This is a genomic window from Aureimonas sp. AU4 (assembly GCF_001463765.1).
Classification (GTDB): Bacteria; Pseudomonadota; Alphaproteobacteria; order Rhizobiales; family Rhizobiaceae; genus Aureimonas.
The window spans coordinates 1-22,769 of sequence record NZ_BBWK01000001.1; the positions used below are offsets into that span (position 1 = coordinate 1).

At 66.1% G+C, this 22,769-nt stretch carries 22 protein-coding genes; 15 read left to right on the forward strand and 7 right to left on the reverse strand.

All coding sequences use genetic code 11. The annotated features are described in order from the left end of the window. Together AUL35_RS22435 and AUL35_RS00010 are read left to right on the forward strand one after the other, a co-directional pair. The coding region (locus AUL35_RS22435) for a hypothetical protein (RefSeq protein ID WP_062010776.1) at positions 1 to 379 on the forward strand (379 nt) is incomplete at its 5' end. A 126-nt stretch (positions 380 to 505) separates the two neighbouring features. Then, entirely contained in the window at positions 506 to 757 is a 252-nt protein-coding gene (locus AUL35_RS00010) for a helix-turn-helix domain-containing protein (RefSeq protein WP_062010777.1), read from the forward strand. A 218-nt stretch (positions 758 to 975) separates the two neighbouring features. Here AUL35_RS00010 and AUL35_RS23035 read toward each other — a convergent pair whose 3' ends face one another. Further along, a complete protein-coding gene (locus AUL35_RS23035; RefSeq protein WP_280137307.1) occupies positions 976 to 1,107 on the reverse strand; it encodes a hypothetical protein in 132 nt (43 codons plus the stop codon). A 265-nt stretch (positions 1,108 to 1,372) separates the two neighbouring features. Further along, on the reverse strand, positions 1,373 to 1,741 hold the full coding sequence (locus tag AUL35_RS00015) for a response regulator (RefSeq protein WP_062010779.1): 369 nt from the start codon (positions 1,739 to 1,741) through the stop codon (positions 1,373 to 1,375). Positions 1,742 to 1,885: 144 nt separating this feature from the next. Here AUL35_RS00015 and AUL35_RS00020 point away from each other — a divergent pair, with 144 nt between their 5' ends. From AUL35_RS00020 to AUL35_RS00030, 3 genes are all read left to right on the forward strand, one after another. Beyond that, on the forward strand, positions 1,886 to 2,272 hold the full coding sequence (locus AUL35_RS00020) for a response regulator (RefSeq protein ID WP_062010781.1): 387 nt from the start codon (positions 1,886 to 1,888) through the stop codon (positions 2,270 to 2,272). Between the two features lie 573 nt (positions 2,273 to 2,845). After that, positions 2,846 to 3,376, forward strand: coding sequence for a sigma-70 family RNA polymerase sigma factor (locus AUL35_RS21405; RefSeq protein WP_280137310.1), 531 nt, complete (start codon positions 2,846 to 2,848; stop codon positions 3,374 to 3,376). Positions 3,377 to 3,674: 298 nt separating this feature from the next. Further along, positions 3,675 to 4,793: a ferritin-like domain-containing protein gene (locus AUL35_RS00030; RefSeq protein WP_244493613.1), complete on the forward strand. Its 1,119-nt coding sequence runs from the start codon at positions 3,675 to 3,677 to the stop codon at positions 4,791 to 4,793. Positions 4,794 to 4,912: 119 nt separating this feature from the next. On the opposite strand, the gene AUL35_RS00035 is transcribed toward AUL35_RS00030, so the two are convergent. From AUL35_RS00035 to AUL35_RS00050, 4 genes are all read right to left on the reverse strand, one after another. Beyond that, positions 4,913 to 5,539 carry a hypothetical protein gene (locus AUL35_RS00035; protein ID WP_062010786.1) on the reverse strand — a complete coding sequence of 209 codons (627 nt, stop codon included), beginning with the start codon at positions 5,537 to 5,539 and terminating at the stop codon, positions 4,913 to 4,915. Then, complete coding sequence (gene gspM / locus AUL35_RS00040) at positions 5,536 to 6,087, reverse strand: type II secretion system protein GspM (protein WP_062010788.1); 552 nt, start codon at positions 6,085 to 6,087, stop codon at positions 5,536 to 5,538. The genes AUL35_RS00035 and gspM overlap by 4 nt, the downstream gene beginning before the upstream one ends. Then, positions 6,084 to 7,142, reverse strand: coding sequence for a PilN domain-containing protein (locus AUL35_RS00045; RefSeq protein ID WP_192847005.1), 1,059 nt, complete (start codon positions 7,140 to 7,142; stop codon positions 6,084 to 6,086). Before AUL35_RS00045 ends, gspM begins: the two co-directional genes overlap by 4 nt. 100 nt (positions 7,143 to 7,242) lie before the next feature. Further along, positions 7,243 to 8,862: a GspE/PulE family protein gene (locus tag AUL35_RS00050; RefSeq protein ID WP_062010792.1), complete on the reverse strand. Its 1,620-nt coding sequence runs from the start codon at positions 8,860 to 8,862 to the stop codon at positions 7,243 to 7,245. A 329-nt stretch (positions 8,863 to 9,191) separates the two neighbouring features. Here AUL35_RS00050 and gspD point away from each other — a divergent pair, with 329 nt between their 5' ends. From gspD to AUL35_RS00100, 10 genes are all read left to right on the forward strand, one after another. Next, positions 9,192 to 11,420, forward strand: a complete 2,229-nt coding sequence (gene gspD, locus AUL35_RS00055; RefSeq protein ID WP_156417760.1) for a type II secretion system secretin GspD — start codon at positions 9,192 to 9,194, stop codon at positions 11,418 to 11,420. Then, complete coding sequence (locus tag AUL35_RS00060; protein WP_062010796.1) at positions 11,417 to 11,992, forward strand: prepilin peptidase; 576 nt, start codon at positions 11,417 to 11,419, stop codon at positions 11,990 to 11,992. The genes gspD and AUL35_RS00060 overlap by 4 nt, the downstream gene beginning before the upstream one ends. Positions 11,993 to 12,047: 55 nt before the next feature. Continuing rightward, positions 12,048 to 13,259, forward strand: a complete 1,212-nt coding sequence (locus tag AUL35_RS00065) for a type II secretion system F family protein (RefSeq protein WP_062010931.1) — start codon at positions 12,048 to 12,050, stop codon at positions 13,257 to 13,259. Between the two features lie 11 nt (positions 13,260 to 13,270). Beyond that, positions 13,271 to 13,723 (forward strand): type II secretion system major pseudopilin GspG, encoded by a 453-nt coding sequence (gene gspG / locus AUL35_RS00070; RefSeq protein ID WP_062010933.1) that lies wholly within the window; start codon positions 13,271 to 13,273, stop codon positions 13,721 to 13,723. Next, positions 13,701 to 14,171 (forward strand): GspH/FimT family pseudopilin, encoded by a 471-nt coding sequence (locus AUL35_RS00075; RefSeq protein WP_280137308.1) that lies wholly within the window; start codon positions 13,701 to 13,703, stop codon positions 14,169 to 14,171. Before gspG ends, AUL35_RS00075 begins: the two co-directional genes overlap by 23 nt. A 2-nt stretch (positions 14,172 to 14,173) precedes the next feature. Further along, a complete protein-coding gene (locus tag AUL35_RS00080; protein ID WP_062010805.1) occupies positions 14,174 to 14,620 on the forward strand; it encodes a prepilin-type N-terminal cleavage/methylation domain-containing protein in 447 nt (148 codons plus the stop codon). Next, complete coding sequence (locus tag AUL35_RS00085; RefSeq protein ID WP_062010808.1) at positions 14,620 to 15,372, forward strand: type II secretion system protein J; 753 nt, start codon at positions 14,620 to 14,622, stop codon at positions 15,370 to 15,372. The genes AUL35_RS00080 and AUL35_RS00085 overlap by 1 nt, the downstream gene beginning before the upstream one ends. Before the next feature lie 34 nt (positions 15,373 to 15,406). Continuing rightward, positions 15,407 to 16,195 carry a type II secretion system protein GspK gene (locus AUL35_RS00090; protein WP_192847007.1) on the forward strand — a complete coding sequence of 263 codons (789 nt, stop codon included), beginning with the start codon at positions 15,407 to 15,409 and terminating at the stop codon, positions 16,193 to 16,195. 127 nt (positions 16,196 to 16,322) lie between these two features. Further along, complete coding sequence (locus AUL35_RS00095; protein ID WP_062010812.1) at positions 16,323 to 18,668, forward strand: glycosyltransferase; 2,346 nt, start codon at positions 16,323 to 16,325, stop codon at positions 18,666 to 18,668. 138 nt (positions 18,669 to 18,806) lie between these two features. Further along, positions 18,807 to 19,421: a hypothetical protein gene (locus tag AUL35_RS00100; RefSeq protein ID WP_062010814.1), complete on the forward strand. Its 615-nt coding sequence runs from the start codon at positions 18,807 to 18,809 to the stop codon at positions 19,419 to 19,421. Positions 19,422 to 20,312: 891 nt separating this feature from the next. Here AUL35_RS00100 and AUL35_RS00105 read toward each other — a convergent pair. After that, the gene (locus tag AUL35_RS00105) at positions 20,313 to 22,757 is read right to left on the reverse strand and encodes a DUF5906 domain-containing protein (protein ID WP_192847008.1); all 2,445 of its coding nucleotides are present in this window, start codon (positions 22,755 to 22,757) and stop codon (positions 20,313 to 20,315) included. Between the last annotated feature and the right edge of the window lie 12 nt (positions 22,758 to 22,769).

A 22,769-nucleotide genomic window follows, 5' to 3' on the forward strand; every position in this document is an offset into this window, starting at 1 on the left:
GGGAACGCTGACGGCCTCGACGGACCTGAAGTCGCTGTCCTCGACCAACGCCGGCGGCCAGGCGGCCCGGGTCAGCGTCACGACGCTCCTGAACGGCGGCGTCCCGCAGTCGACGTGCAGTCTCGCGGTTCAGGTCAACTGCTTCCGCGTGACGTATGTCCCGCCAACGGGCTTTGCGTTCGCTCCGCCGGGCGCCGACGCGAGCGTCCAGTTCGCCGGGCGAATGCAGCCCCAGGGCGGCGCATCGCTGCTCGACCTTCTGTCGGCGGTGGTCCTGCTCGGAACGCAGAACGTCGATCTCAGCTTGAGCGCCACGAAGACGGTGGGCGTCTTCACGGCCGGGACCTACCAGGCCCAACCGACGATCCGCTGCGAGTAGGCGGCGCCGGGAACAGCACGAAGTAGGGCCGGGCAGCACCGCAAGGCGACGACCGCGCCCCGAGCGCGGAAGGCACCCATCCAGCATCATCACCCTTCCGTTCCACCCAAGCCGAGGAGACGAGCCATGCTCTCCCCCGATCCCATCGACGTGCATGTCGGGCACATCATCCGTGCAAAGCGCTTGGCGATAGGCCTCACGCTCGAGGAGCTTGGCCGCTGCCTTGGCGTCTCGTACCAGCAGGTTCAGAAGTACGAGAAGGGCACCAACCGCGTCAGCGTGTCCACGCTGTACAGGATGGCTTGGGTGCTTGGCATCGCGCCGGATGCGTTCTTTCGGGACCTTAGCACTTACGTCCACCTGCCGAACGGCCGATGACGCAGTTGCACCATCGGGTTGTTGTAAGGGGGGTGATGCTCGCGGCCCCAATCGCATCTGTGACCGAGCTCGGGGGTAAAGCGTGGCTTGCGATCGAATTTGGTTGGCGCCCCGATGCAGACCGGTGAGTGAACCACGTACCGGACTGACGGCGATCCGCTGAGACGATCATAGCCCCAAGGGAGCAACCGTCAGCCGCGACCATGGCGGGCATCGGCTCAGTTCAGAAGCTGGATTGCGGTTGCGCCATACCATCCGGCAAAGCCGCTGACCCAGGCCAGCCAGGCGCCGATGGCGCCCAAGATGATCGTGCGCAGGTGGGCGAGCCAGTCGACCTTGCCATCAAACATATCGCTCAATCCGATCTAGAGAGAACGTATGGCACGATATGAGACGAGCGTTGCGCAGTCGTGAATTGACTACGTAGGCAAACGCGTAGGCGTTCGACCTGTCGGGGCAGCTGGCGGGAAAGGTGGATCGCGGATGGACCGCTGCCCGACGTCTTGTTCAGCAACCCTCAGGGGCTCAGTCGGGTGGCAAAGCGCCAGTCAGGTATGGAGCGCGAAGGCTTTAAAGCGGTCGTCAACCGCAGACCGTACAACTTCGGCCTCTCCGCTACCTCACGGGATACGACTGCAAGACGATCTCGATATCTCCTCGCGTGAACGGCTTGTCGACAAAGCCGAGCGGTTGCCACTCGTTGGCGGCAGCCCGTGTGAAGGCGTCCGTACGCGCCGATACGAACAGGCAAGGAACGTCGTACGCAGCGCGCAACCTTCGTGCAGCGTCAAGGCCGCTCTCCTGGCCAGCCAGCGCAACGTCCATGATAGCCAAGTCAACCGGGCCCGACGCTGCCGCAATCTGCAGCGCGTGGTCAACTGTTCCAGCAATGCCGACGACGACGTGGCCAACCCGTTCGACGATATCCTCGAGCTCTATTGCGATCAGAGCCTCGTCTTCGACAATCATGACGCGAAGCGGCATATGGGTCCGTGGGTCTCAACTCATGGCTGGGCGCAATCTCATGGGTTGTATATCGGGTCGAACGGTACGGTTTTGACCGTATGATTGGGTGCCTAACCGTAGAACTTTGGTAGGAGAGACCGAACCGTACCGGCAGGCGCCAGCATGACAACGAACGATGTGCTCAAGAACGCGGCGGACTCCCCCATCGCCGGCAAGCGTGTCCTGATTGCTGAGGACGACTTCTACATTGCCGCCGATCTAGCCTATGCCTTTGAGCGGGAGGGCGCCGTTGTGGTGGGTCCGCTTTCCACTTTGGCCGAGGGTGTCGCGGCTGCCTCTAGCGGCAACCCACTCGACGGGGCAGTCCTCGACATCAACCTCTTCGGCGAAAGGACTTACCCCCTCGTCGATATGCTGCGCGAGCGAGGCGTACCTTGCGTGCTCGCTACCGGTTACGGCCGCTCCGCGATCCCGATCCTCTACCAGCACATTCCCCATCATCAGAAACCGTTCGACAGTCAGGCGGTCATCGCCTCACTCTTCGGGTAAGCGAGACCGGAGGAAACGCAGAAGACTCGTTAGCACGATGTCGGCTTTTGCGGTTGGGCGTGTGCTGGATCGAGCGTCTGCGTTGGGTCGTTTGCTGAACGGCACCTTTCTGCGAAATAAACCTCAGAGCTGCCAGTCGGTTCTCGGCCCGAATCCTCGAAAGGAAGCATTCGGGAGCCGTCCCTAGTTGCGCACTCTCCATCGGCCCTTCTGGCTACGGGAGAACAGCGATGGGACATTCGACAGTCCCACCTCGACGCCATGTGCAGCGGCCGCTCTGCCAGCACGTTTGCATCCGTCCGGTGCCTTGACTCGTAGCTGATCAGGAAACGACAGCGAGGGCATTTGCGGCATGCGACGTGACCATAGTGTCCGAACGGATCAGTTGCCATCACGGTGTGATCAGGACGCTGCCCTTCGCGATGCTCATCTTGTGTACACGCTGGCTGACCGCGTTCGGGTTACCAATCCGCGCGCGGCACGTCATCTCGAACAAGCGGCAGACCTTCTGCTACGTGCTTCGTCCTGACCCGCCCGACAGCAAGCGCAGCCCACGCGCATCTGGTCCTGTGTCTGCAACGGGTTGCAGCCGGCGACGCGGAGGCTCTGCAACAGCTCTACGTTCAGACCGCTCCGAAGCTGCGCCGGGCAGCTCATGACCTTCTGGGCAACCGCGACGAGGCGGACGAACTCGTCCACGACGCTTTTCTCGCGGTTTGGACGCAAGCGCATCGCTTCGATCCGGCTCGTGGCAGCCCCATCACTTGGCTCCTGGCCATCGTTCGGAACCGGGCAATCGATCGCCTTCGGACACGTCGGTTGGCAGGAATCTCTGTACCGCTCGAGGAAGGTTTTGAAATTGCCGACGAACGGCCGGATCCCCTTACCCACGCCACACGCGAGAGCGATGCGGAGCGCCTGCGCCGTTGTCTCGGTGCCCTCGACTTCCGCGCACAGCGCTTCATCACGCGAACCTTCTTCGAAGGACTACGCTACGAGGAGCTGGCGCAGGAGGAGACGGTACCGCTGGGAACCGTGAAGACGGTCATCCGACGCGGCTTGATGAAGTTGCGAACCGAATGGGAGAGTGGCGAAACGGATTGATTGCGGGTTGACTCTCGTCAGAGATAAATCGTCCGATCTAGCTCGTTACAGCTGGGTAGCACAGATGACAGCCGCCGCTGTCGGACTGCGCGTTGCTTGATTGATAGGACGGCAGGTTCGCGATCGCGCGAAATCGAACAGCCTGCTCGTGCGCAGCTTGAGGCTCAGCATAAGCCTGACGGTCGAAGGCGGCCCGACGCGCTCATTCTTGTCGGATCGGGTCAGCTGTCGTCATCATCGTTAGTGGAGCCGATCATTGGGGTGCTTGCCGTCCGTCAGGCCATTCGTGCTTGGCTGCATGGCCAATCTGGAGCGAACCGAACGGCCAGCCCGCTATGACGGAGCGGAAGGGGACAGCTTTAAGCGTCATCCAAAGCAGACGAATTATGACCGGTCGCGAGAACGAAAATTACAATGTGGCGGAGTTGAAACTTTTTTAAGATCGGTACGTAGCTTTATGGCGCGAATCTTCGCGCAGGGGAGAATGACGGCCATGAGCAGCGATTCCTTCGTTTCTGGTAAGTCCAAGACAATCGATATGGAGGCCGGGCGCCGGGCCTTCCTGCGGACCGCCGGCCTTGCGACGGCTGGCGCTGCCGTGCTCAGTCTGACTGGCTTGCCGAGCGAGGCAGAAGCCCAGACCGTCTCGGATACGGCAGTTCTCAACTTCGCCCTCAACCTAGAGTATCTTGAAGCCGAGTTCTATCTTCGGGCGATCCGGGGAACTGGTCTGACGGACGCGCAGATCACCGGCACCGGAACGCAAGGCCCGGTACGCCAAGCGGTCGCGGGGCAGTCCGTACCCTTCACGACGCCGGCGATTCGCGAGTACGCGATGGAAATCGCCTTCGACGAGGAGAACCACGTCAACTTCCTGCGCTCCGCGCTGGGCGGCGCGGCGGCGGCCCGTCCTCCCATCGATCTCGACTCCTCGTTCAGCGCCGCGGCGCTCGCGGCCGGGCTGATCCAGCCGGGCGGAACCTTCAACCCCTTCGAGAGCGAGAGCAACTTCCTGCTCGGCGCCTTCATCTTCGAGGACGTGGGCGTGACCGCCTATAAGGGCGCGGCGCGCTTCATCTCCAACAAGGACGTTCTGGAAGCTGCCGCGGGCATCCTGGCGGTCGAGGCCTATCATGCGGGCATCATCCGCACGATCCTCTTCCAGCGCGGCTTCGTGGATGCGGCCAACCGCATCTCGCAGGCCCGTGACAACGTCGCCGGCACGGCGGTCGATCAGGGTATTACTGTATCCGATCCGGCAAGCCCGATGGCGGGGCAGGCCAACCTGGTTCCCGCCGATCGCAACAGCGTCGCCTTCAGCCGCTCGCCTCAGCAGGTGCTGAACGTCGTGTATCTCGGCGGCGCTCCGAGCCCGGTCAGCTTCTTCCCAATCGGCACCAACGGCGACATTCGCTGACCGTCGAAAGCACCCCGATCGCAGGGCGCTAGACGATTTTCGGCTGCGTTCCCTAGCGAACGCGGCCCGTGAAGTAGGGCGGCGGGCTTTCCATGAGGAGCCCGCCCCCCTTTTATCGTTCAGGGCGCGGCAGGCGCAGGAGGCGGCGCGCCGAAGGTCAGCCGGAAGGGCGACTCCGCGGCGACCTGCGCGGCGGCCGTTCCCGCCACCGTGCCTGGTGGCGCCCCGCCCGGCGACGACGTGACAGGGGTGCGCGGTGCGATTTGGACGGGCGTCGCCAAGGGGGCCGGACGCCCTGGAGCGATGGCGGCGGCCGGGGCCGGGACGCTCGGCCGAAACAACGCCAGGGTCACGTTGCGTTGACCTTGCTCGAGCCGCACGAGCGCCGTCTCGATCGAGGCGATGTGCCAGCCGTTCACGCTCTCGCCTTGTGTCAACGTGCGTGCGGTGCCGCTTGCCGTATCCAGGATCACCGCCGACGCCGCCGAAGGCCCGACCAGCGTTCCCAGGAGACGAAGCTGGTCGGCGCTGGGCTGCGGAACAATCGGCTCCGGCGCGACGAGTGGGCGCGCGGGCGGACTCGGCGGGCGGCGGCTGGGACTGAAGAGCGGACGACCCAGAGCGTCGCGCATCGACTCAACCGGGATCGCCGCCAACGGGTTGCCGACGCCGGCGTCCACGAGCTGCGCATGGGCCGGACCGCCCGCCAGCAACGTCGCAAGAAGGATCGCGGGAACCGGCCTCACGAGACCGTCGCCTTCCAGGGCGCCCGCACCACGAGCTCGATGCGCAAGCGCGGATCCGCGCCCGCTTCCTCGTTCTCGCCGTCCAGCCGCCGCACGTCGAGCCGGGCGAGGGTCATCAGCGGCAGTCCGGTCTCGATGGCGTGAAGAAGCTTCAGAAGGCCCCCGTTGTCGCCGTCCAGCGTGGCGCGAGCCTCCAGGAAGGCAGCCGCCGTCTCGGCGGTCAACGCGCTCGAGGCGCTTTCGACGATCCGAAACGACGACGCCTCGCCCAGGGCGACCAAGCGGCGCTGCAGCTCGGCCTCCGCCAGGCTGCGCGAGGAGCCCTCGATCACCAAGCCGGCCCCGGACTGCGGGGGAGTGGTGCGGGTCTCTCCGGCCAGCCGCTGGCGAAACCGCTCCAGCTGCGCGTCGGCCAACTCGGTTTGCGAGCGGATATCGGCGGTCGAGGCCGCGTTGCCAAGCGCCAGCAGGACGAGCACGGGCGGTACGATGACCAGAAGCGTCAGAGCCGTCCATCGGCGAAGAGGCGTGGGGGCGGCGCGGTTCACGGCGGGTTCTCCGCGGAAGGTGCTCGCGTGGCGGCGATGTCGAAGCGGTCGCCCCCGCGCGCTTCCCGGGTCACCGCGGACTGGAACTGCACGTCGCGCAGGCCCGCAGCCCCTTCCAGCACCGGCACCAGCGCCGGCGCGTCGGCGGACCGCCCCTTGATCGCGACCCGTTCCGGGGTGATCTCGAGGTCCGTCAGGAAGGTGTCGTCGGGCAGCGCAGCGGCCAACCGATCCAGGAACACGAATGTGGCCCCGTCGACGGTCTTGTCGGCCAGAAGCGCGGCGACCGTCGCGTCGTTCCCCGTCGCGGCCCGGGCCTGGATGGCGCTCCGTTGCCGCTCCAGCGCCGTGCTCGCAGCGTCCAGGTCACCCTGCGCCCAAACTTGAGCGATCAGGCTGGCGAGAAAGACGACCAGCGTCAGCGGCAGCGCGAGGAGGCAGAAGCGCCGCAGGCGTCGGTGCCGCCGCGTGCGCATGCGTCCCATCGATCCGCCCGCCAGAAGGTTCACGCCGAGCGGCTCGGCCAGCGGCTCGGCGGCCGAGCCGAGCGCGCTCGGGCGGACGCCCAGCCCATCCAGCCGCCGCAACGCGCCCAGCGCGATCTCGCGCGAGGTGGCGAGGACGTCGATCCCCAGCGTCCCGTCGCGCTCGCCTGGCACAAGCGCCAAGCCGTACACGACGTCACCGACACGCCAGGGTGTCAATCGCTCCAACCGATGCTGGACCACCGCGTCGGCGAACGGGGCGCTCTCAGTGGGGAGGGGCAGCGTCTGACGCACGACCAGGGCCGGTTCGATCCGCAACTCGACCTGGTCGGCGGTGCGCAGATCCCGCAGCCACGGCGCGTCCTGACCTGCCGCGCCGTCCGCGATCCGTCCCATCCGCGCGACATGGCGGCCTCGCACCTTGTGGACCTCGAACCCGTTTCCGGTGTCGCCGAGGACCCAGCGACGTCCCGGCGCGAGACGGTCCAGGGGCGCGGCGAGGATGCGGGCCGCCTCGTCCGCGAGCTGGCTCCAGAACAGCCAAAACCGATGCGGGCGCGCGTCTTCCACGCTCGCGGGACCGCTGGCAAGCAACGCCTCGATGGGAACCGTTCGCGGCGATGGATTCCTGGACGATGCGTGGCGACGCAACGGGTTCATGGCGTTCGCCTCAACCGGTGGCACGCAGGACCTCCTCGAAGGAGGTGAGGCCGGCCGCGCATTTGTCGAGGCCGTCTTCCAGCATGGTGCGCATACCGCTGTTGCGTGCCGCGAGAAGGATCAGGCCCGCGTCGCCGATATCTCTCACTTGCGCGTGGAACGCGGCGTCCATGCGCAGTAGCTCGAAGATGCCGACCCGGCCGCGATAGCCTGTTTGACCGCAGATGTCGCAGCCACCGGGCGCGAAGAAGGTGTCGGCGGCCTCGCAGCGCAGACCCCGGTCCACCATCAGCGAGCGTGCCGCTTCCGCCGTGGCGCCGTCGGGCCGGCGGCAGCGCTCGCACAAACGCCGCACTAGGCGCTGGCCGAGAATGCCGCGCAGGCTGGCTCCGATCAGGTAGCGCTCGACGCCCATATCCAGAAGCCGCACCACGGCGTCCGCAGCCGAGTTGGTGTGAAGGGTGGTCAGGACGAGGTGTCCGGTCAGCGCCGCCTGGATGCCGATGCCCACCGTCTCGCGGTCCCGCATCTCGCCCACCATGATGACGTCGGGATCATGCCGAAGGAAGGAGCGTAGTGCGATCGCGAAGCTGAGGCCGATCTGCGGCTTGATCTGCGTCTGGTGGATGCCGGGGATCTGATACTCGATCGGGTCCTCGACCGTGACGATCTTGCGTGCGGGATCGTTGAGCAGCGAGATCGCGGTGGCGAGCGTCGTGGTCTTGCCGCTGCCGGTCGGTCCGGTCACGATCACGATGCCGTGGGGCTCGGACAGAAGCGTCTCGAAGGCGCGCTGGTCCGGGCTGCTCATGCCGATGCGGCCGAAGTCCAGAAGCCGCGGGTCCTTGACGAGAAGGCGTAGCACCGCCGTCTCGCCGTGGATCGTGGGCATCACCGCGACGCGAAGATCCGCCTCCACGGAGCCCACGCGCAAGTTGGCGCGTCCGTCCTGCGGCAGGCGACGCTCGGCGATGTCGAGGCCCGACAGGATCTTGACGCGCGAAACGATCGCCGGGGCCAGATGAACAGGAACCTTCTGGTCGCGGCGCAGGAAGCCGTCCACGCGATAGCGGACGCTGAGGTGGTCGCGCTCGGTTTCCAGATGGATGTCGGTCGCCCCAAGCTCCACGGCGCGCTCGAGGATCCGGTCGATCAGGCGCACGATCGGCGCTCCGCGCGCCAGGTCCTTGAGGTCCTCCGCCGCTTCGCCACCCGACGGTGGGCCTTCCGGCTCGGCCAAAGCCATCGTCGCCGAGGCGTCCGGCTCCTCGCGCTGCAGCGCCCGTTCGAACAGGAGATCGATCTCCTCGAACGACAGGAGACCCGGTTCGGCGGCTTGGCCGAGCGCGATGTTGAGCGCGCGCAGCGCGTCGCGCCGCGTCGGATCGGCAAGCGCCACCCGGACCGTTCCGTCCGCCCCCTGGAAGGGATAGATGTAGGACTCGCGCAGGAAGCGCCGCGACAGTTCGCCGAAATGCGACGGACAGCCGGCCACCGTCTCGAAATCGAGGCGCGGCAGGCCGTAGTGGGCCGACAGGTTGTTCGCCAAGGCGTCGGCCTGCACTTCGCCGTTGCGCCAGACGGCCTCAGGTCCCGCCTCGCCGAACGGCGAGGAGGGTGTGGCCGGCACCTCCGGTACAGCTTCGGGCGGCTCCGAAACCTCGACCGGGTCGCGCGGTGTCTTCGCGAAGATCGATGTCCAGGACAGAGCTGACTTCCTCGCATGTTGAGGTGGGGAGCGCTTGCCCCATCTTGGGCGGCGCCTTGATTTCCATACCATGTTCGAGCTGGGGCGGCCACGCTTCGGGCACCCGATCGGTGCCGCGCCGCTGGCGAGGTGAGGGCGCCCGACCCGCAAAATTTGACGCATGCCGAAACCGCGATGCGTTGGCTGGCGTAGCTTATCTCGGTGGGTTGTTGCCGATTGGGTATGGTGAAGGCCTCGCCAAGCGCGCAGGAATGACGTCCGGTCAGCTTGACGCAAGCTTTGGGAATGGGACGGGCGTGAGACTGCGATTGCTGCCCCTGATGTTGCTTCTGGCCCTGACGGGTTGCCAGACAAGCGATCCTGCCGGACCGGAGACGAGCTCCATCTTCACCGGCGCCTTCGACGATCTTGAAGCTCGTCCCGAAGGCAACAACCCAGGCTATGGTGACTTGACGGGTACGGCTGGGCGCCGGTCGGGCGGACAAACGCTCGTCCAGAACTACCGTCCCGAGCGCAACGCTCCGCGTGGACTAACGCTGGCATCAACGGGCGGCGCTGGCGGAGGGTCCTACACGCTCAACTTCGAAAACGCCGACATCAAAGACGTAGCGCGTGCCGTCCTCAACGATGCGCTCGGAGTCAACTACGTCATCAGCGGAAACGTGGCAGGCCCCGTCACGCTGTCCTCCTCGCGTCCGGTCAGCCGGGACGAACTCCTGTCGACGCTCGAAACGGCGCTGGATAGTCTTGGCTTCTCGTTGACGCGCGAGGGAAGCGGTGGCTACCGCATCGCGCCTTCCGGTTCGGCCGGGGCGACCGTGGACGTCGGTACGCGAACGCGCCTGGGCTATGGTGTGTCGGTGGTGCCGCTACGCTTCGTGAAGGCGGCCACCATGATGGAGCTTCTGTCGGGCTTCGTGGCCCAGGGCGAGAACCTCAAGATCGACGCTGCCAAGAACACGATCTACGTGCGCGGCAGCGGTCCCGAGCGGCAGGCGGCAGTCAACGCCATCCTGTCCTTCGACGATGATTGGATGGAGAACCAGTCGGTCTCAGTGTTCACCCTGCGCGAGGCCAAACCCGAGGCTGTCATCCCTGAGCTGGAGCGCATCTTTGACGCAAGCGGCGACAACGCCGCTATTCAGTTCCGCCCGATCGAACGTCTGCGAGGCGTCCTGGCCATATCCCAGAATCCGCGCTTGATCGCGCGAGCGGGAACCTGGGTGCAGCGGCTGGACCGGGACAATCCGGGGGTCGGTGAAGGCGTGTTCGTTTACAAGCCGCGCCATCGGAGTGCTGAGGATCTGTCGCGCGTCCTGTCCGGCCTCTTCGGTGGCGCAGGAGCAGGCCAGAACAGCGGGCGGACTCGCTCCAACGCGCTCTTGTCGCAGGCCAGCCAGACAGGGGTCGGGGGCGAGGGTTTCGGCACGGGGGAGGAGCCGTCCAATTCGCGCATCGCGTCGGCCTTTGATACCGCTAACGGCACGGGCTCCCAGTTCGGCGCGGGCGCCGCACCCGGCGTCATAGACCTGACCACCGATCCGCAGGCGTCGGGACGGGGCGCAAACGGATCGGCCATTCGGGTCAGCGCCGACACCGCCAACAACGCGGTGGTGACATATACGGACGCCGATACCTACCGAAAGGTTCTGGTCGCCTTGCGTCAGCTCGACTCGACGCCACAGCAAGTGGCGATCAACGTCACGATCGCCGAGGTTCAGCTGACCGACGCGTTGAAATACGGTGTGCAGTACTACGTCAACAACCATGGCGTCGGCTTCAACAACTCCGATAACCAGTCGATCAGCGTGCGCGATGTCGCCTCCAGCGTGGTTCAGAGCCAGATCCCTGGCTTCAATTTTCTGCTCGGCACCAACTCGGATCCGGACGTTGTGATCTCGGCCCTCAGCGTGATCAGCAATGTCGAAATCCTGTCCTCGCCCTCGCTCGTGGTGGTCGAGAACCACACCGCGACCCTTCAGGTCGGCGATCAGGTCCCGGTCACAACGCGACAGGCGCAAAGCGTCGAGAATGGCCTGGCGCCGCTGGTCAATCAGGTCGAGTTCCGCGACACCGGCATCATCCTCAACGTCACGCCGCGCATCGGTCAGAACGACGCGGTGACCATGAATGTCGAGCAGGAAATCTCTGCCGTGGTGAACGGCAGCAACACGCTGACACCCACCATCTCCAAGCGACGCGTCGCCAGCCAGATCGCCGTGCAGAACGGACAGACCGTTCTCCTGGCGGGGCTGATCTCCGCCCAGGCCCGCAAGGGCAACAGCGGCGTGCCGGGAACGCGCAACGTTCCCGTTCTCGGCAAGCTTCTTGGTCAGACCGACAACAGCGCCAACCGCACCGAGCTGATCATGCTGATCCGCCCCGTCGTCGTGCGGTCCAACCAGGACGCGGCCTCCGTGGCGGCCGGGCTGAAGTCGCAGATGTGGGGCCTCGGCATGCGCAGCTCGCCGCTCAAATGAGCGCGGGCGCGCGCCTTGCGCCGGGCGGCCTTGCGGGTTGGGGCGCAACCACGCTCCTCATCGCCGGCGCGACAGTTCTGAGCGGGCGCACCGGCTGGATGGCGACGCTGGCGCTGCCGGCCGCGCTCGGGTTTGTGTGCGCCTGGATCGCCTGGGAAGACCTCGCCGAGCTGACGATCCCCGACGCCGCGCTGGCCGGCATGGTCGGGCTGGCTGCGGTGGACCTCGCCTCGACCGCGCTCTTCCGGTTCGATCCGGCGTCGGCGACAGGCCTGTTCGCGCTGGACGGGCTCCTGTGCGGGGGTGCCCTTTGGGTGCTGCGCGAGATCTACTTTCGGCGCCGTGGCCATGATGGGATCGGCTTCGGCGACGTGAAGCTGGCCGTTGCGGGTGGCTGCCTGTGCGGCTTTGGCGGCTTCTCGCTGGCGTTGCTGGCGGCAAGCCTTGCAGGATTGGTCGTAGCCGCCTTGGCCGCGCGTCGCGGGGCCGGACGATGGGAAGCGAAGATCGCCTTCGGCGCACTGCTGGCACCCGCCCTTTGTGCGGCTTGGCTCCTGGGTGTCGGACGGTGATGGTGCAGGCTCGGCTGACGCACGCAGCATGCCGCGGCGGCGGGCTGCACTGACCATGGCGCGCTTCCAATACAAGGCGTTGAACACTGCTGGAAAGCCGACCGACGGCGTGATGGAGGCCGCCTCTCCCGCGGAGGTCGCGCGCGCCCTCGGCGAGGCAGGCTTCACGCCGATCTCGGCCAAGCCCCTGGGGTCGGGCGACGGGCGGACGTGGCGCGAACGGTTGACGCCCGATCCCCGGCCTGAGGAGATCACCGCCTTCACGCTCGACCTCGCGATGCTGTTGGATGGCGGCGTCGCGCTCGACGAGGCGCTGGTGATCCTGACGCAGATGGAAACGCGGCGCTGGCTAGTGCGGCTCGTGCGCTCGTTGCACGCCGAGATCTCGGGCGGGCGGTCCTTCTCGGCCGTCCTGGCGGACCACCCCGCGCTGTTCCCGCCCCTCTACGTAAAGATGGTGGAGGTCGCGGAGATGTCGGGACGGCTGGCGAGCGCTCTCGCCAGCATCGCGAACGAGCGCCAGCGGCGCGAGGCCCTGCGCAAGCGTCTCGTCGGGGCTGTCGCCTATCCCATGTTCCTGGCAGTGGCTGCGATCGGCGTTCTGTTCTTCGTACTGCTTTACATCATCCCCCAGTTCGAGGGCGCGATCGAGGGCTTCCGCGACCGGATCGACGGCTCCGCCCTGTTCGTGTTCGAGCTCTCGGAGCGGGTGCGTGCGGTGTCGGGCTTCATCCTGCCGACGCTGATCGGATGTCTTGTGGTCTTCCTCCTCGCCAAGCGGGCGCTTGCCGGGCGCTCGCTCGGCCTAGAGCTTCTATCGCGGCTTCCCTTCACGCGTCCGCTCGTCGGCTACAGCCTGACGCTCACCTTCTGCCGCACGCTGTCGATCCTTCTGGCCAACGGCGTCGACATCTCCACGTCCCTGCGCCTCATTCGCGGCCTGTCGCGCGTGCCCGGTGCCGCGCAGACGATCGACGCCGTGCTCGCCGACGTCCGGCAGGGCCGGCGCCTGTCCGCCGCGCTCGCGCAGCGCCCGCTTCTGCCCGCGCATGTCGTTCAGATGCTGCGGGTGGGCGAGGAGGCTGGATCCCTTCCCGAAAGCGCGGCGCGCGTCTCGGTCTTCTACGAGGCCAAGCTCGATACGGCGCTCGCGCGCTTCACCGCCGTGCTCGGACCCGTCCTGATGATGGGGGTCAGCCTTCTGATCGGCTGGTTGATCATCTCGATCATGAGCGCTCTCATGAGCATCAACGACCTTCTGGTGTGAGTCTGCCGCAGATGCCGCTAATCCGTCCCGCCGACCCGTCCCGCCGCACCCAGCGCTCCGCCAACGCCGGCTTCACGCTCGTCGAGCTTCTGGTTGTTCTGGTGATCCTGGGTCTCGTGATGGGCCTGGTGGGCCCGCGCGTCCTGAACTACCTGACCAGTTCGCGCGAGCGCGCCGCCAGCCTTCAGATCTCCTCGTTCAAGTCGGCGATGGATCTCTTCTTCCTAGACACGGGGCGGTATCCCACAGCCAGCGAGGGGCTGGGCGCCCTGGTGACGCGGCCCGCCTCGCTTCCCGCCTGGAACGGGCCGTACCTGCAGCAGTCCGGCGTCCCGGCCGACCCGTGGGGAAATCCGTACCGCTACGTTCCTTCCAGTCAGGGGGCGCCCTACCGCATCATTTCCAACGGTGCCGATGGGCAGGAGGGCGGTAGCGGATCGGATGCCGATATCACGAGCAACTAGCCGTCCCGGGAACACTCGACCGGCGCGCGACCGGCGTGGCGGCTTCGCGTTGATCGAACTCATGCTGGCGCTCGCGATCATCTCGCTGCTGGCGGCCCTGGCGCTTCCCTACATGCGCTTCGGGACGGGACCGGGTCTCCAGCGCTACGAGGGCCGGCGTGTGGCCGCGCTTCTGCGCGCGGACCGCAACGAGGCGTTGCGCAGCGGCCGCACCGTCGTCACGCTGATCGATCTGTCCGGCCGGCGCGTGGTGTCGGGCTCGAGCGGCGGCACGATCGACGTGTCGGGTGCCCTGCAGCTTTCGAGCCGTCCCGCCGGGCTGAACCGTGTCCTGTTCGCGCCGGACGGTCGCTCGAGCGGGGGCGACATCCTCCTGGGCGCGAAGGGGCGAAGCCTCGCCGTACGCGTCAGCGACCAGACCGCGGCGGTGCGGATCGAGGAGTTCTAGGCGTGCCGCGCGTCGTTCACCCTCCGATCCGCTCCGTCCGCATTCTCGCCCGCCTGCGCGGACGCGACGGGTTCACCCTGATCGAGGCCCTGGTGGCATTTGTCGTGCTGGCGCTCGTCATGGTGGCGATGCAGCGGCTGGCGGTCGGCAATGTCGACGGCGCGCTGCGGGCGGCCGAGCGCGTGGAGGCGACCCGCGTGGCCGAGACGCTCCTGTCGAGCCGTGCGCTCGGCGCACGCGGGGAGCCGGCCGAGGGGCGGCTCGAGAACCACGGCTGGAGCGTGCGCTTCGAGCCCGTTCCGCTGGCGGCCGGCACCAGCGGCGACATCGGCGCACGGGTCTTTGAGCCCATGCGCATGATCGTCACGGTTCAGGCGGGGGAGAGGCGCGGCGGCGTCCTCACGGCCGAGGCGATCCGCCTCGTGCGCATCGACCGGGCCGAGCGGTGATGGGACCGCAGCGTCGCACGCCGTCTCGCCATCGCGGACGGGACGGCTTTCTTCTCGCCGAGGCGCTGGTGACCATGGCGATCGGCGCCTTTCTGCTGGTCGCGATGGTGTCGCTCCTTCACCTCGCGGTGCGGGCCGACGCGCGCACGCAGGATCTGGCCAGCCGGGTCGAGGCGCAGACCCGCGCGTTGGAGGCGATCGGGCGGGACCTGCGTCCGGCCCTGCGTGTGCGCTGGAGCGGTCCGGATGCGCCCTTCGTCTTTGCGGGCGGGCCCGACACCATGTGGTTCGCCGGGCGCGACGAGACGAGCGGCGAGGTCCGCCTGGTGACCCTTCACGCCGAACCGGGGCGCGTCCTACGCACGAGTGCGGCGCTTCCCTCGATCGCGACCAGCCCCGACGATCTCGCGGGGGGAAGCCGCAGTGAGATCGAAACCGGCGGCGACCTTGTTCGCTTCAGCTACTTCCAGGCCCTGCCCGATGGTGAGGACGTCCTGCTCGACACCTGGACCTCGCCGCTCGCGATGCCGAGCGCCGTGCGCATCGCGATCCTCGATATCCGAACCGGGGAACCGCGCGCATCCCTGCGCATCCCGCTCATGATCGACGCTGAGCCCGGATGCGCCGCTCCGAGCCGTGCGGCCTGCTCCTACCGGGAAGCCGGCGATGCCGACGTCGTGGCACCGACCGATCTTCCGCCCGAGGCTGTGGACGCGGCCGATCCGCTGGGCTGGGCACGCTATGCCCGGTGATCCGCGCGCCCGAATGGGGGACCGGAGCGGCTTCGTGCTGGTCGCCGTCCTGTCGGTCACAGCGCTTCTCGCGCTTCTGACGGGCGGCGCCGTGCTTCTGTCGCGGGGGGCAGTGGAAACCGCGAGCGTCGGGGACGAAACGCTGCGGGCGCAGGCGCTGCTTCGCTCGGGCGTCGAGCTTGCCGGGCACCAGCTCTTCGTCCTGCGCGTCGATCCCGCGACACTGAACGGACAGCAGCTGCGCCTCGACACGGGGACGGTGACGATCTTCGCGGCCTCCGAGGCGGGCCGGGTGGACTTGAACGGCGCGGACGCGGTGCTCCTCGCGGCGGCCTATCGCGCCTCCGGGCTGAGCACCCTGTCGCCAACAGACTTCGCGGAGCGGGTCGTCGATCGGCGGGGAGGGGGCGGCGGGACGTCGTTCCGCCTCGTTGCGGACCTCGGCGAGGTTCCCGGCGTTTCGTCCGGCGACGTGGCGGCGCTCGCTCCCTTCCTGACCGTCTACAACCCCGCCGGCCGGATCGACCCGATGTTCGCCCCGATCGCGCTTCTCCAGGCGCTGCCGGGCGTTCCCGAAGGGATCGGCCCGTCCCTGACGGATGCGCGCGGCCGAGGCGGTCTCGACCGGCTGTTTCACCTGCGCGCGATCTTCCGAGGCCTCGAGTCCTATCTCGTTCTGGGCGAGGCGCTGCGCGTGTTCAGGGTACGGGTCGAGGCGCAGGGAGCGGCAGGGGGGCGCGTGACCCGGGTGGAAGCCGTGCTGATCGCCTCGGTCGTCTCCGACCGACCCTTCCAGATCACCGATTGGCGTGCGCTCCCGTGATAGCTGCCGGCCCGTCACGGGTCTTGCCTACCTCCGATTGAGCGTTGACGCGACGGCGCATTCGATGAACAGAAACGATCATGCGGATAGACGTGTGTACGAGCGCGCCGCAATCAGGAAACATGGAATGATGCAGACCCCCCTCCAACTTCGTCCCGTGCGTCCCGGTACGGTGCGCGGGCGCGACGGCGATCGGGTCGTCTACGATGTCGCCTACGAGGATTTGGCCTTCGAACTGGACGGCCTGCCGTCGGATCTTCCCTTCGGGCTCTACCGCCTGTCGGTGATGACGGACGACGCGCTGGCCGGGCAGCTCTCGGCGCAGCTGGAGGTGGAACGCGAGGGGACGCGCGAAGGCGTTCGCGTGACGGCGGAGCCGTTTCCCGACCGGGTGGACCTCTACTTCGTCCTGCTCGGCGACGAGCGCCAGCCTGTGCTGACGATCGCGGTGGATGGTCCCAGTCGCGTGACCCTCGGCACGGCGGACCTTCAGCGCGTGTCCACCACGCGTTGGCGGGGCCGTCGTCTGACGAAATGGCTGCGGGCCCGCACCGTCCGGCCGTCCCTCCTCGCCGAGGGGACGCGCGCCCTCATCCGGGACGTGCGGGAGGGGGGGCTGGTGCGCGAGATGCGCAGGCTCACGGCCGAGGCCGTCAGCCCCTCGATCTGGTCCGAGCGGCGGCGTTTCGACCAGCGCCTGTCGCGGACGCTGCGCCAAGTGTCGGTGGTCAACCGCGATCTCCTGGCGAGCTGGTCGTCGCGCCGCACGCAGGCGCCCGCGAGCCTGACGCTCGTGATCCCCATATTCCGCACGCCTCGCCCTTGGCTCGCGCAACTGGTCGCCAGCCTGCAGCACCAGACCGATCTCGCCTTCGAGGCCGTCTTCGTGCTGGATGGACCGCAGGACGACTTGCAGGCCGAACTCCAGCATCTCCTGGACGACCGGTTCGCCCATCGCATCGTGGCACTGCCGGAAAACCGCGGCGTGTCGGCCGCCACCAACGCGGGCATTCGGGCCGCTTCGGGCGACTTCGTGCTGGTGGTCGATCACGACGACATGCTGGAGCGCCACCTCGTGGAGGCGTTTCGCTGCGTCAGCGCGATCCGGGACGCCGACCTCCTTTTCGCGGACGAGATCGTCGCCGACGACGCGCTGGAGACGGTTCGTTTGATCGCCTCGCGCGGCCGCTTCGACATCCGCCACTACCTGAGCCACCCCTACATCGTGCATCCGATCTTCGTGCGACGCGCCTTGGCCGAGCGGGTTGGCCTTCTCGACGAGACGCTGCGCATCTCGCACGATGTCGAGTTCGTGCTGCGATGCCTGACCGAGGCGCGGATCGTCGGGCACATCCCCCTTTCCCTTTATGTCTGGCGCACGCATGCGACGAGCCTCGGCCACGCCGGTGCCGAGGACGTCTATGCCAACACGGGCGCGGCGGTTCGCGCGTATCTGTCGAGGTCGCCCGCCTGGTCGCGCTTCGAGGTCGGGCCGGGAATCAACTTCAACGAACTGGAGATCCGCCCCCCTCTGCCGGACGGGCTTCGTGTGGCGATCGTGATCCCGACCCGCAATGGCCTCGACGTGCTCAGGCAGTGCCTGTCCTCGATCTACGAACGCCAGCCCGCAAACCGGACGCCGGCCGACATTCTCGTGATCGATCACGAGAGCGACGACCTGGCCACGCTTCGGTATCTGGCGCAGGAGAGCGACGCAGGACGCATCCGACTCGCCTCCCACGTAGGCCCCTGGAACTATTCGGCGATCAACAACGCGGCGATCCAAAACCACGTCAGCGGCGCGAACTACACGCATGTCGTCCTCATGAACAACGACATCGAACTCGTCACCGACGACTGGCTCGACCGGCTGGCGGCGCAGTTCTCCTGGGGTGATGTCGGAGTGGTCGGGTGTTGTCTTCTTTATCCCGATGGCCGCGTCCAGCACGGCGGGGTCGTTGTGGGCCTGACCGGTGCTGCAGACCATAGTCATCGCTTCGAGCCCTTTCTACAGCCTGGGGATGGTCCGCGGTCGCCAGGCCATCTGAGCTCGCTCGTCGCCACTCGCGACTACAGCGCCGTGACGGCGGCTTTGATGATGGTGCCGCTGCCGTTGTTCGAGGAGGTTGGGGGTCTCGATGAGGCGCTGGCGATCGGCTTCAACGATACCGACCTCTGCCTGCGGATCGGCGCTCTCGGCTACCATTCGACCTATGTCGGGAGCGTTGTGGCGATCCACCACGAGTCCGTCACGCGTCGATCCAACGACGGCATCGACCATCCCGACGATACCGCCCTGTTCCTCGAGCGCTACGCAGACCTTGTCCGGAGCGGGGACCCTCACTACGGGGCGGCGCTGGATTGGACGCAGACGAGGCTGCGCTTGTCCGACTATCCGCAGAAGGAATTCGCTCCGAGATACACCGAACTGGCAACCGGTACCGGGCCGACTAGGGCACGACGCGACGACTAGCGTTTCCCCGCAGCTGGATACGCATGTCCTTCGGTTTGCGAACGGTCCCTTCGTCACGAAACCACGTATATCGGCAGTCCTATTCGCGTCCCATGGCCGGGCGCCCCATCCACATGCCCGTTGCGAAAGATCTGATCGATGCGTTTGCCTGCCCGAACCGCCCTCCTGCTTCTCGGATCGCTGGCCCTCTCCACCTCGCTCGCCGCCGCGCAGGACGCGCAGCCGATGCGGGTGCGCGGCACGGTCGCGTCGGTCGACGGCAACACGCTATCGGTCACCTCGCGCGAGGGGCCGGTGGTCCGGATCGCAATGGCGCCCAACGTCGGCCTGCGCGGCGTGAAGGCGGCGTCCGCCAGCGACATCAAGCCGGGCGACTACGTGGGAGCGGCGACGCTGCCCGGCGAGAACGGCACGGCCGGCGCGCTGGAGGTGCTGATCTTCCCGGCCGCGATGAAGGGCGCCAACGAGGGCAGCTTCCCCTGGGACCTCCAGCCGGGCTCGACCATGACCAACGCGACGGTGTCGAACGCGGTGGAAAGCGTGTCGGGCCGCCAGCTGACCCTGACCTATCCGACCGGATCGCAACAGATCACCTTGCCCGACGGCGTGCCGGTCGTGACCTTCGCCGAGGCTTCGGCCGCCGACCTCAAGGCGGGCGCCCCGGTCTTCGTGCCGGCGACGAAGGCGGCCGACGGGTCGCTCACCACGGCCTTCGTGGTGGTCGGCAACCAGGGCATCGTTCCGCCTATGTAACGAAAAATTTTCTTGCTTGTTAAAAGTAAAATCATTCCGAGGACCTCTTGTGTACCCGAAGGGTTGTGGAAAGAACATGATGAAATGAATCAGACACTAAGGCCTAAAGAGACGAGGTAGCGTTCGACGACTGGGGAGTCGCGAGAGCCTACACGTAGGAGTTCGAGGGCTTCGCAGTCGCCGTATCGCTTAGCCTCAAGTGCGGTAGCTGAGATCTCCCATGGTGCTCCAGGTGCGCTCCGTCGTCCGATACCGTCCTGCTTGCACCAACGTCTGATCGTCTTTTCGTTCTTTCCAGTCCGATAGGCCGCCTCTTTCAGGCTGATAATCTCGTCCTGACGCATCAACACTGGTCGTACGGAGGGCGCAGAGCTCATCGGACCAGTCCTTGCATCCCAGTGTTTGCGGGCCAACGAGACGCACAACCAACATTATTCGATATCGCGAGAACTGATTTTTCGATCACGAAATAAAATCTGCGAATGAGACCCCTGTCGGTGTCCACCCCCAAGACTTCGCTGACTTCCGATGCCCCCTCCCGTCGGGGCCGATCGGGATCCGACTTGGCCCCCGAGCGGCAACGACCGCTGGACATGTAGGGGATCGCTGCTTGTGCCACCTGTGACGTCACCTGTGACGCGCGAAGCTCTGCGCCGTAACGGTTTGGAGCAACTGGCACAGGTGGCACAGGTGTCTTTTGAAGTTCAGGGAAGAATGAGATTGCTAGAAGGATGGGCTGCGCAGCATGCGCACTACGGTCGTGTACACTCGTGTATGGGCGATGCAGATTTTGCCTATGCCACCTATGCCACCTGTGCAGCCCTTGCGTCGCAAGGGTTGCAACGAAATTGGCACGTGTGACTGTCACGGGTGCCACCTGTGCCAACCCGGTCATAGGCCGAACGCCTTCCTAAGGTCTGGAAGCGACGGGAGGCGATAGCACCATGCGCGTCCGCCATCGCCCGTGCGATGTTGCGATGCGAGTGCCTTGGCTTCTGTCTTGGCCAAGGTGACGAGACGCTTCCCAACTCGGACGTCGGTGATCGGCGGTTCGCGACGCTCCTTGCTCCAGCGTTCGTAGTCTCTGTAGAGGCGAGCGCGCTCTATGAGTACGGGGCCATCCTCCCACGACACGCCGTTTTCGCCTGCATACTGGCCGCCCGTCGCGAGCAGCTCGAACCAGAAGCGGTCGAAGCCTTCCAGCGACTCGACCTGCACCTCGGCCAAGGCGTCCGTCGCCGGGCAATTGCGCACGTTGAAGCCGGCCAGGTCGACAGCCGCGAGATACTTTCGGAGAGCGGCCGGCCCGACGCCGCATCGTTCACGCTCGATGGCGCCGAAGTAAGCCTCGTCTTTCCGGTGAGCGTCGGACACGTTCAGCACGAAGAAGCGCCGTGCTTCGGCCGATGCGTTCACCGGCTTGACCTCGTTCGATGTGATCCACAAACGCAAGAAGGACTTCTGGCCGGTATCGACGTCGACACCCTTGCCTTCCTCCGTATGGTTCGGGTTCGTGATAAGCGACTTCAGGACGCCTTCTTTGTCCTTAGCCTTCCCGATCCAGCCAAGCTCCTCGACATGCAGGAAGAGCCGGTTCGTCAGGTGCGAGTTGAAAGCACCGGTGATATGCTTGTCCTGCGCCGTGTTCACGTACAGCTTCGGCATCATCGCTTCGACGTAGTAGCCGACCGTGTCCTTGCCGGTGCCTTCGAGACCCTTCAGCACGACCGCAACCCCGGGCTTCTCGCCTGGTCTCTGAATGAGATGCGCGAACCACCGGATGAGATAGGCGAAGTGTTCTTCGTCGCCGCTGCAAACGATATTCCGCATATGCGCTAGGATCAGGGCGCACTCTCGGCCGCTCGCGTCGACATGGTCATCGCCGTCCAGGGGCGGGAAGCCCCGCCAGCGATTGTAGACACCGGGGGGTGTGCCATTCGGATCAAAGTCCCAACCCTTCGGATAGACGCGGCGATCCGGCGAGCGGATCCAAGCGTCGTACCGCGAGAGGACCTGCTTGCCTTCCAGAAGCCGAACCTCTCGGTCAGCGTACCGCAGGATCAGGTCTTCCTTCCCGGTCTTGTAGGTCGAGCCATCGTCTTCCTCAGAGATCGGGAACGCCTTGCCCCGGTGCATGATGATGGCGTGACGTTCGTTCATCTCCGCGACGTAGTAGGGCACGTCTTTCGACGGTTTGCCGAGGGTCGTCACCTCTTCCAGACCATCGAAGATGCCCCCACCATCTACCGGTGAGACGGGCTCGGGATCGGACGCTACGTCCTCAATCAGCCACTGCTGAACGGTCGGAATCACATGCGGAGCGAGCTTTTTGAGTAGCCACATCAGCGTCCCGGCCGACAGGTCCTCGGGCGGGTAAAGTTCGACGTGCTTCCAAGAATCCTCGACCTCAGCGGGGTCGTGCTTGCCGGCCTTTGCAGACCATAGCATGAGCGCCTCGAGGCCATCGTCGCTGTTGTGGGAAGCGTCCCACAGCGTCATCTGAACGTGCCGATAGGCGTCCCACGGAACGAGCCTTTCGTTATTCGGCAGACCTTCGGCGAAGGCGAGCAAGGCTTCCCGTGGCCAAGCACGTTTCGTCTTGAACGGCCGATTGCCCTTGCCCTCGCGTTTGCGTCCGCAGAGGGTCGTCGGGTCCTTTCCGTCTTCAAGACAAGCGGCCAGCAAGCGGTCGCTCACCTCATGCGGAACGATCACAACATCAGGATTGCTCTCGATGATCCGGCACAACCGCGGCGCATTCTTTGTATGGACCGATCCCGGCCAGCGGTAGGGATGGCACAAGGCGGCCCCGCTGCCGTCAGCGCCGACAAGGTCGACGGCGCGCCGACGCAGCTGACGAAGCATGAAGAGTTCCTCAGGGCTGCGCGCTGAGTGCGCCAACCGCCAATGAACGTGCTTCTTCCGCTCATCGTTGGAAGTGACCCCCCCGCTTTCGACAACCATCCACGGATCGCCGAGCACCTCGCGCAATCGGGCAAGCGAAGCGTCGGGGTTCTCGTCCAGATCAACGCTGAGCGCCGAGCAGTAGGCGACGGACTCTTCGGTGGCCCTGAGCTTGCTGCCATCGGCCGGCTTGCGAAACAGTACGAGCGGCGGACTAAAGACGCGCGCCGACAGATCAATTCGGCGGGCCGCGTCCTGCGCATGGGTCGTGAGACGGCGAACAGCAGCATCAATGTCAGCCGGATCATACTCGATCCAATCCGGATCGGAGTACCGGCGAGGATCGTCCGGCGGCAGTTTCTTTGGGTGCTGCGGGAAATGGCGGGAGCCGATGAAGCCCTCATTCGCCCTGGCATCATGGAAGAAGCCCACGACGCATGTTCG

Bases quoted from the DNA above. Each gene is read 5' to 3' on its own strand.
- AUL35_RS00065 (WP_062010931.1), top strand. From the start codon at position 12,048: ATGGCGCGCTTCCAATACAAGGCGTTGAACACTGCTGGAAAGCCGACC.
- AUL35_RS00060 (WP_062010796.1), top strand. From the start codon at position 11,417: ATGAGCGCGGGCGCGCGCCTTGCGCCGGGCGGCCTTGCGGGTTGGGGC.
- AUL35_RS00030 (WP_244493613.1), top strand. From the start codon at position 3,675: ATGGCCAATCTGGAGCGAACCGAACGGCCAGCCCGCTATGACGGAGCG.
- AUL35_RS23035 (WP_280137307.1), bottom strand. From the start codon at position 1,107: ATGTTTGATGGCAAGGTCGACTGGCTCGCCCACCTGCGCACGATCATC.
- AUL35_RS00020 (WP_062010781.1), top strand. From the start codon at position 1,886: ATGACAACGAACGATGTGCTCAAGAACGCGGCGGACTCCCCCATCGCC.
- AUL35_RS00095 (WP_062010812.1), top strand. From the start codon at position 16,323: ATGATGCAGACCCCCCTCCAACTTCGTCCCGTGCGTCCCGGTACGGTG.
- AUL35_RS00085 (WP_062010808.1), top strand. From the start codon at position 14,620: ATGGGACCGCAGCGTCGCACGCCGTCTCGCCATCGCGGACGGGACGGC.
- AUL35_RS00015 (WP_062010779.1), bottom strand. From the start codon at position 1,741: ATGCCGCTTCGCGTCATGATTGTCGAAGACGAGGCTCTGATCGCAATA.
- gspG (WP_062010933.1), top strand. From the start codon at position 13,271: ATGCCGCTAATCCGTCCCGCCGACCCGTCCCGCCGCACCCAGCGCTCC.
- gspD (WP_156417760.1), top strand. From the start codon at position 9,192: ATGACGTCCGGTCAGCTTGACGCAAGCTTTGGGAATGGGACGGGCGTG.
- AUL35_RS00075 (WP_280137308.1), top strand. From the start codon at position 13,701: ATGCCGATATCACGAGCAACTAGCCGTCCCGGGAACACTCGACCGGCG.
- AUL35_RS00100 (WP_062010814.1), top strand. From the start codon at position 18,807: ATGCGTTTGCCTGCCCGAACCGCCCTCCTGCTTCTCGGATCGCTGGCC.
- AUL35_RS00010 (WP_062010777.1), top strand. From the start codon at position 506: ATGCTCTCCCCCGATCCCATCGACGTGCATGTCGGGCACATCATCCGT.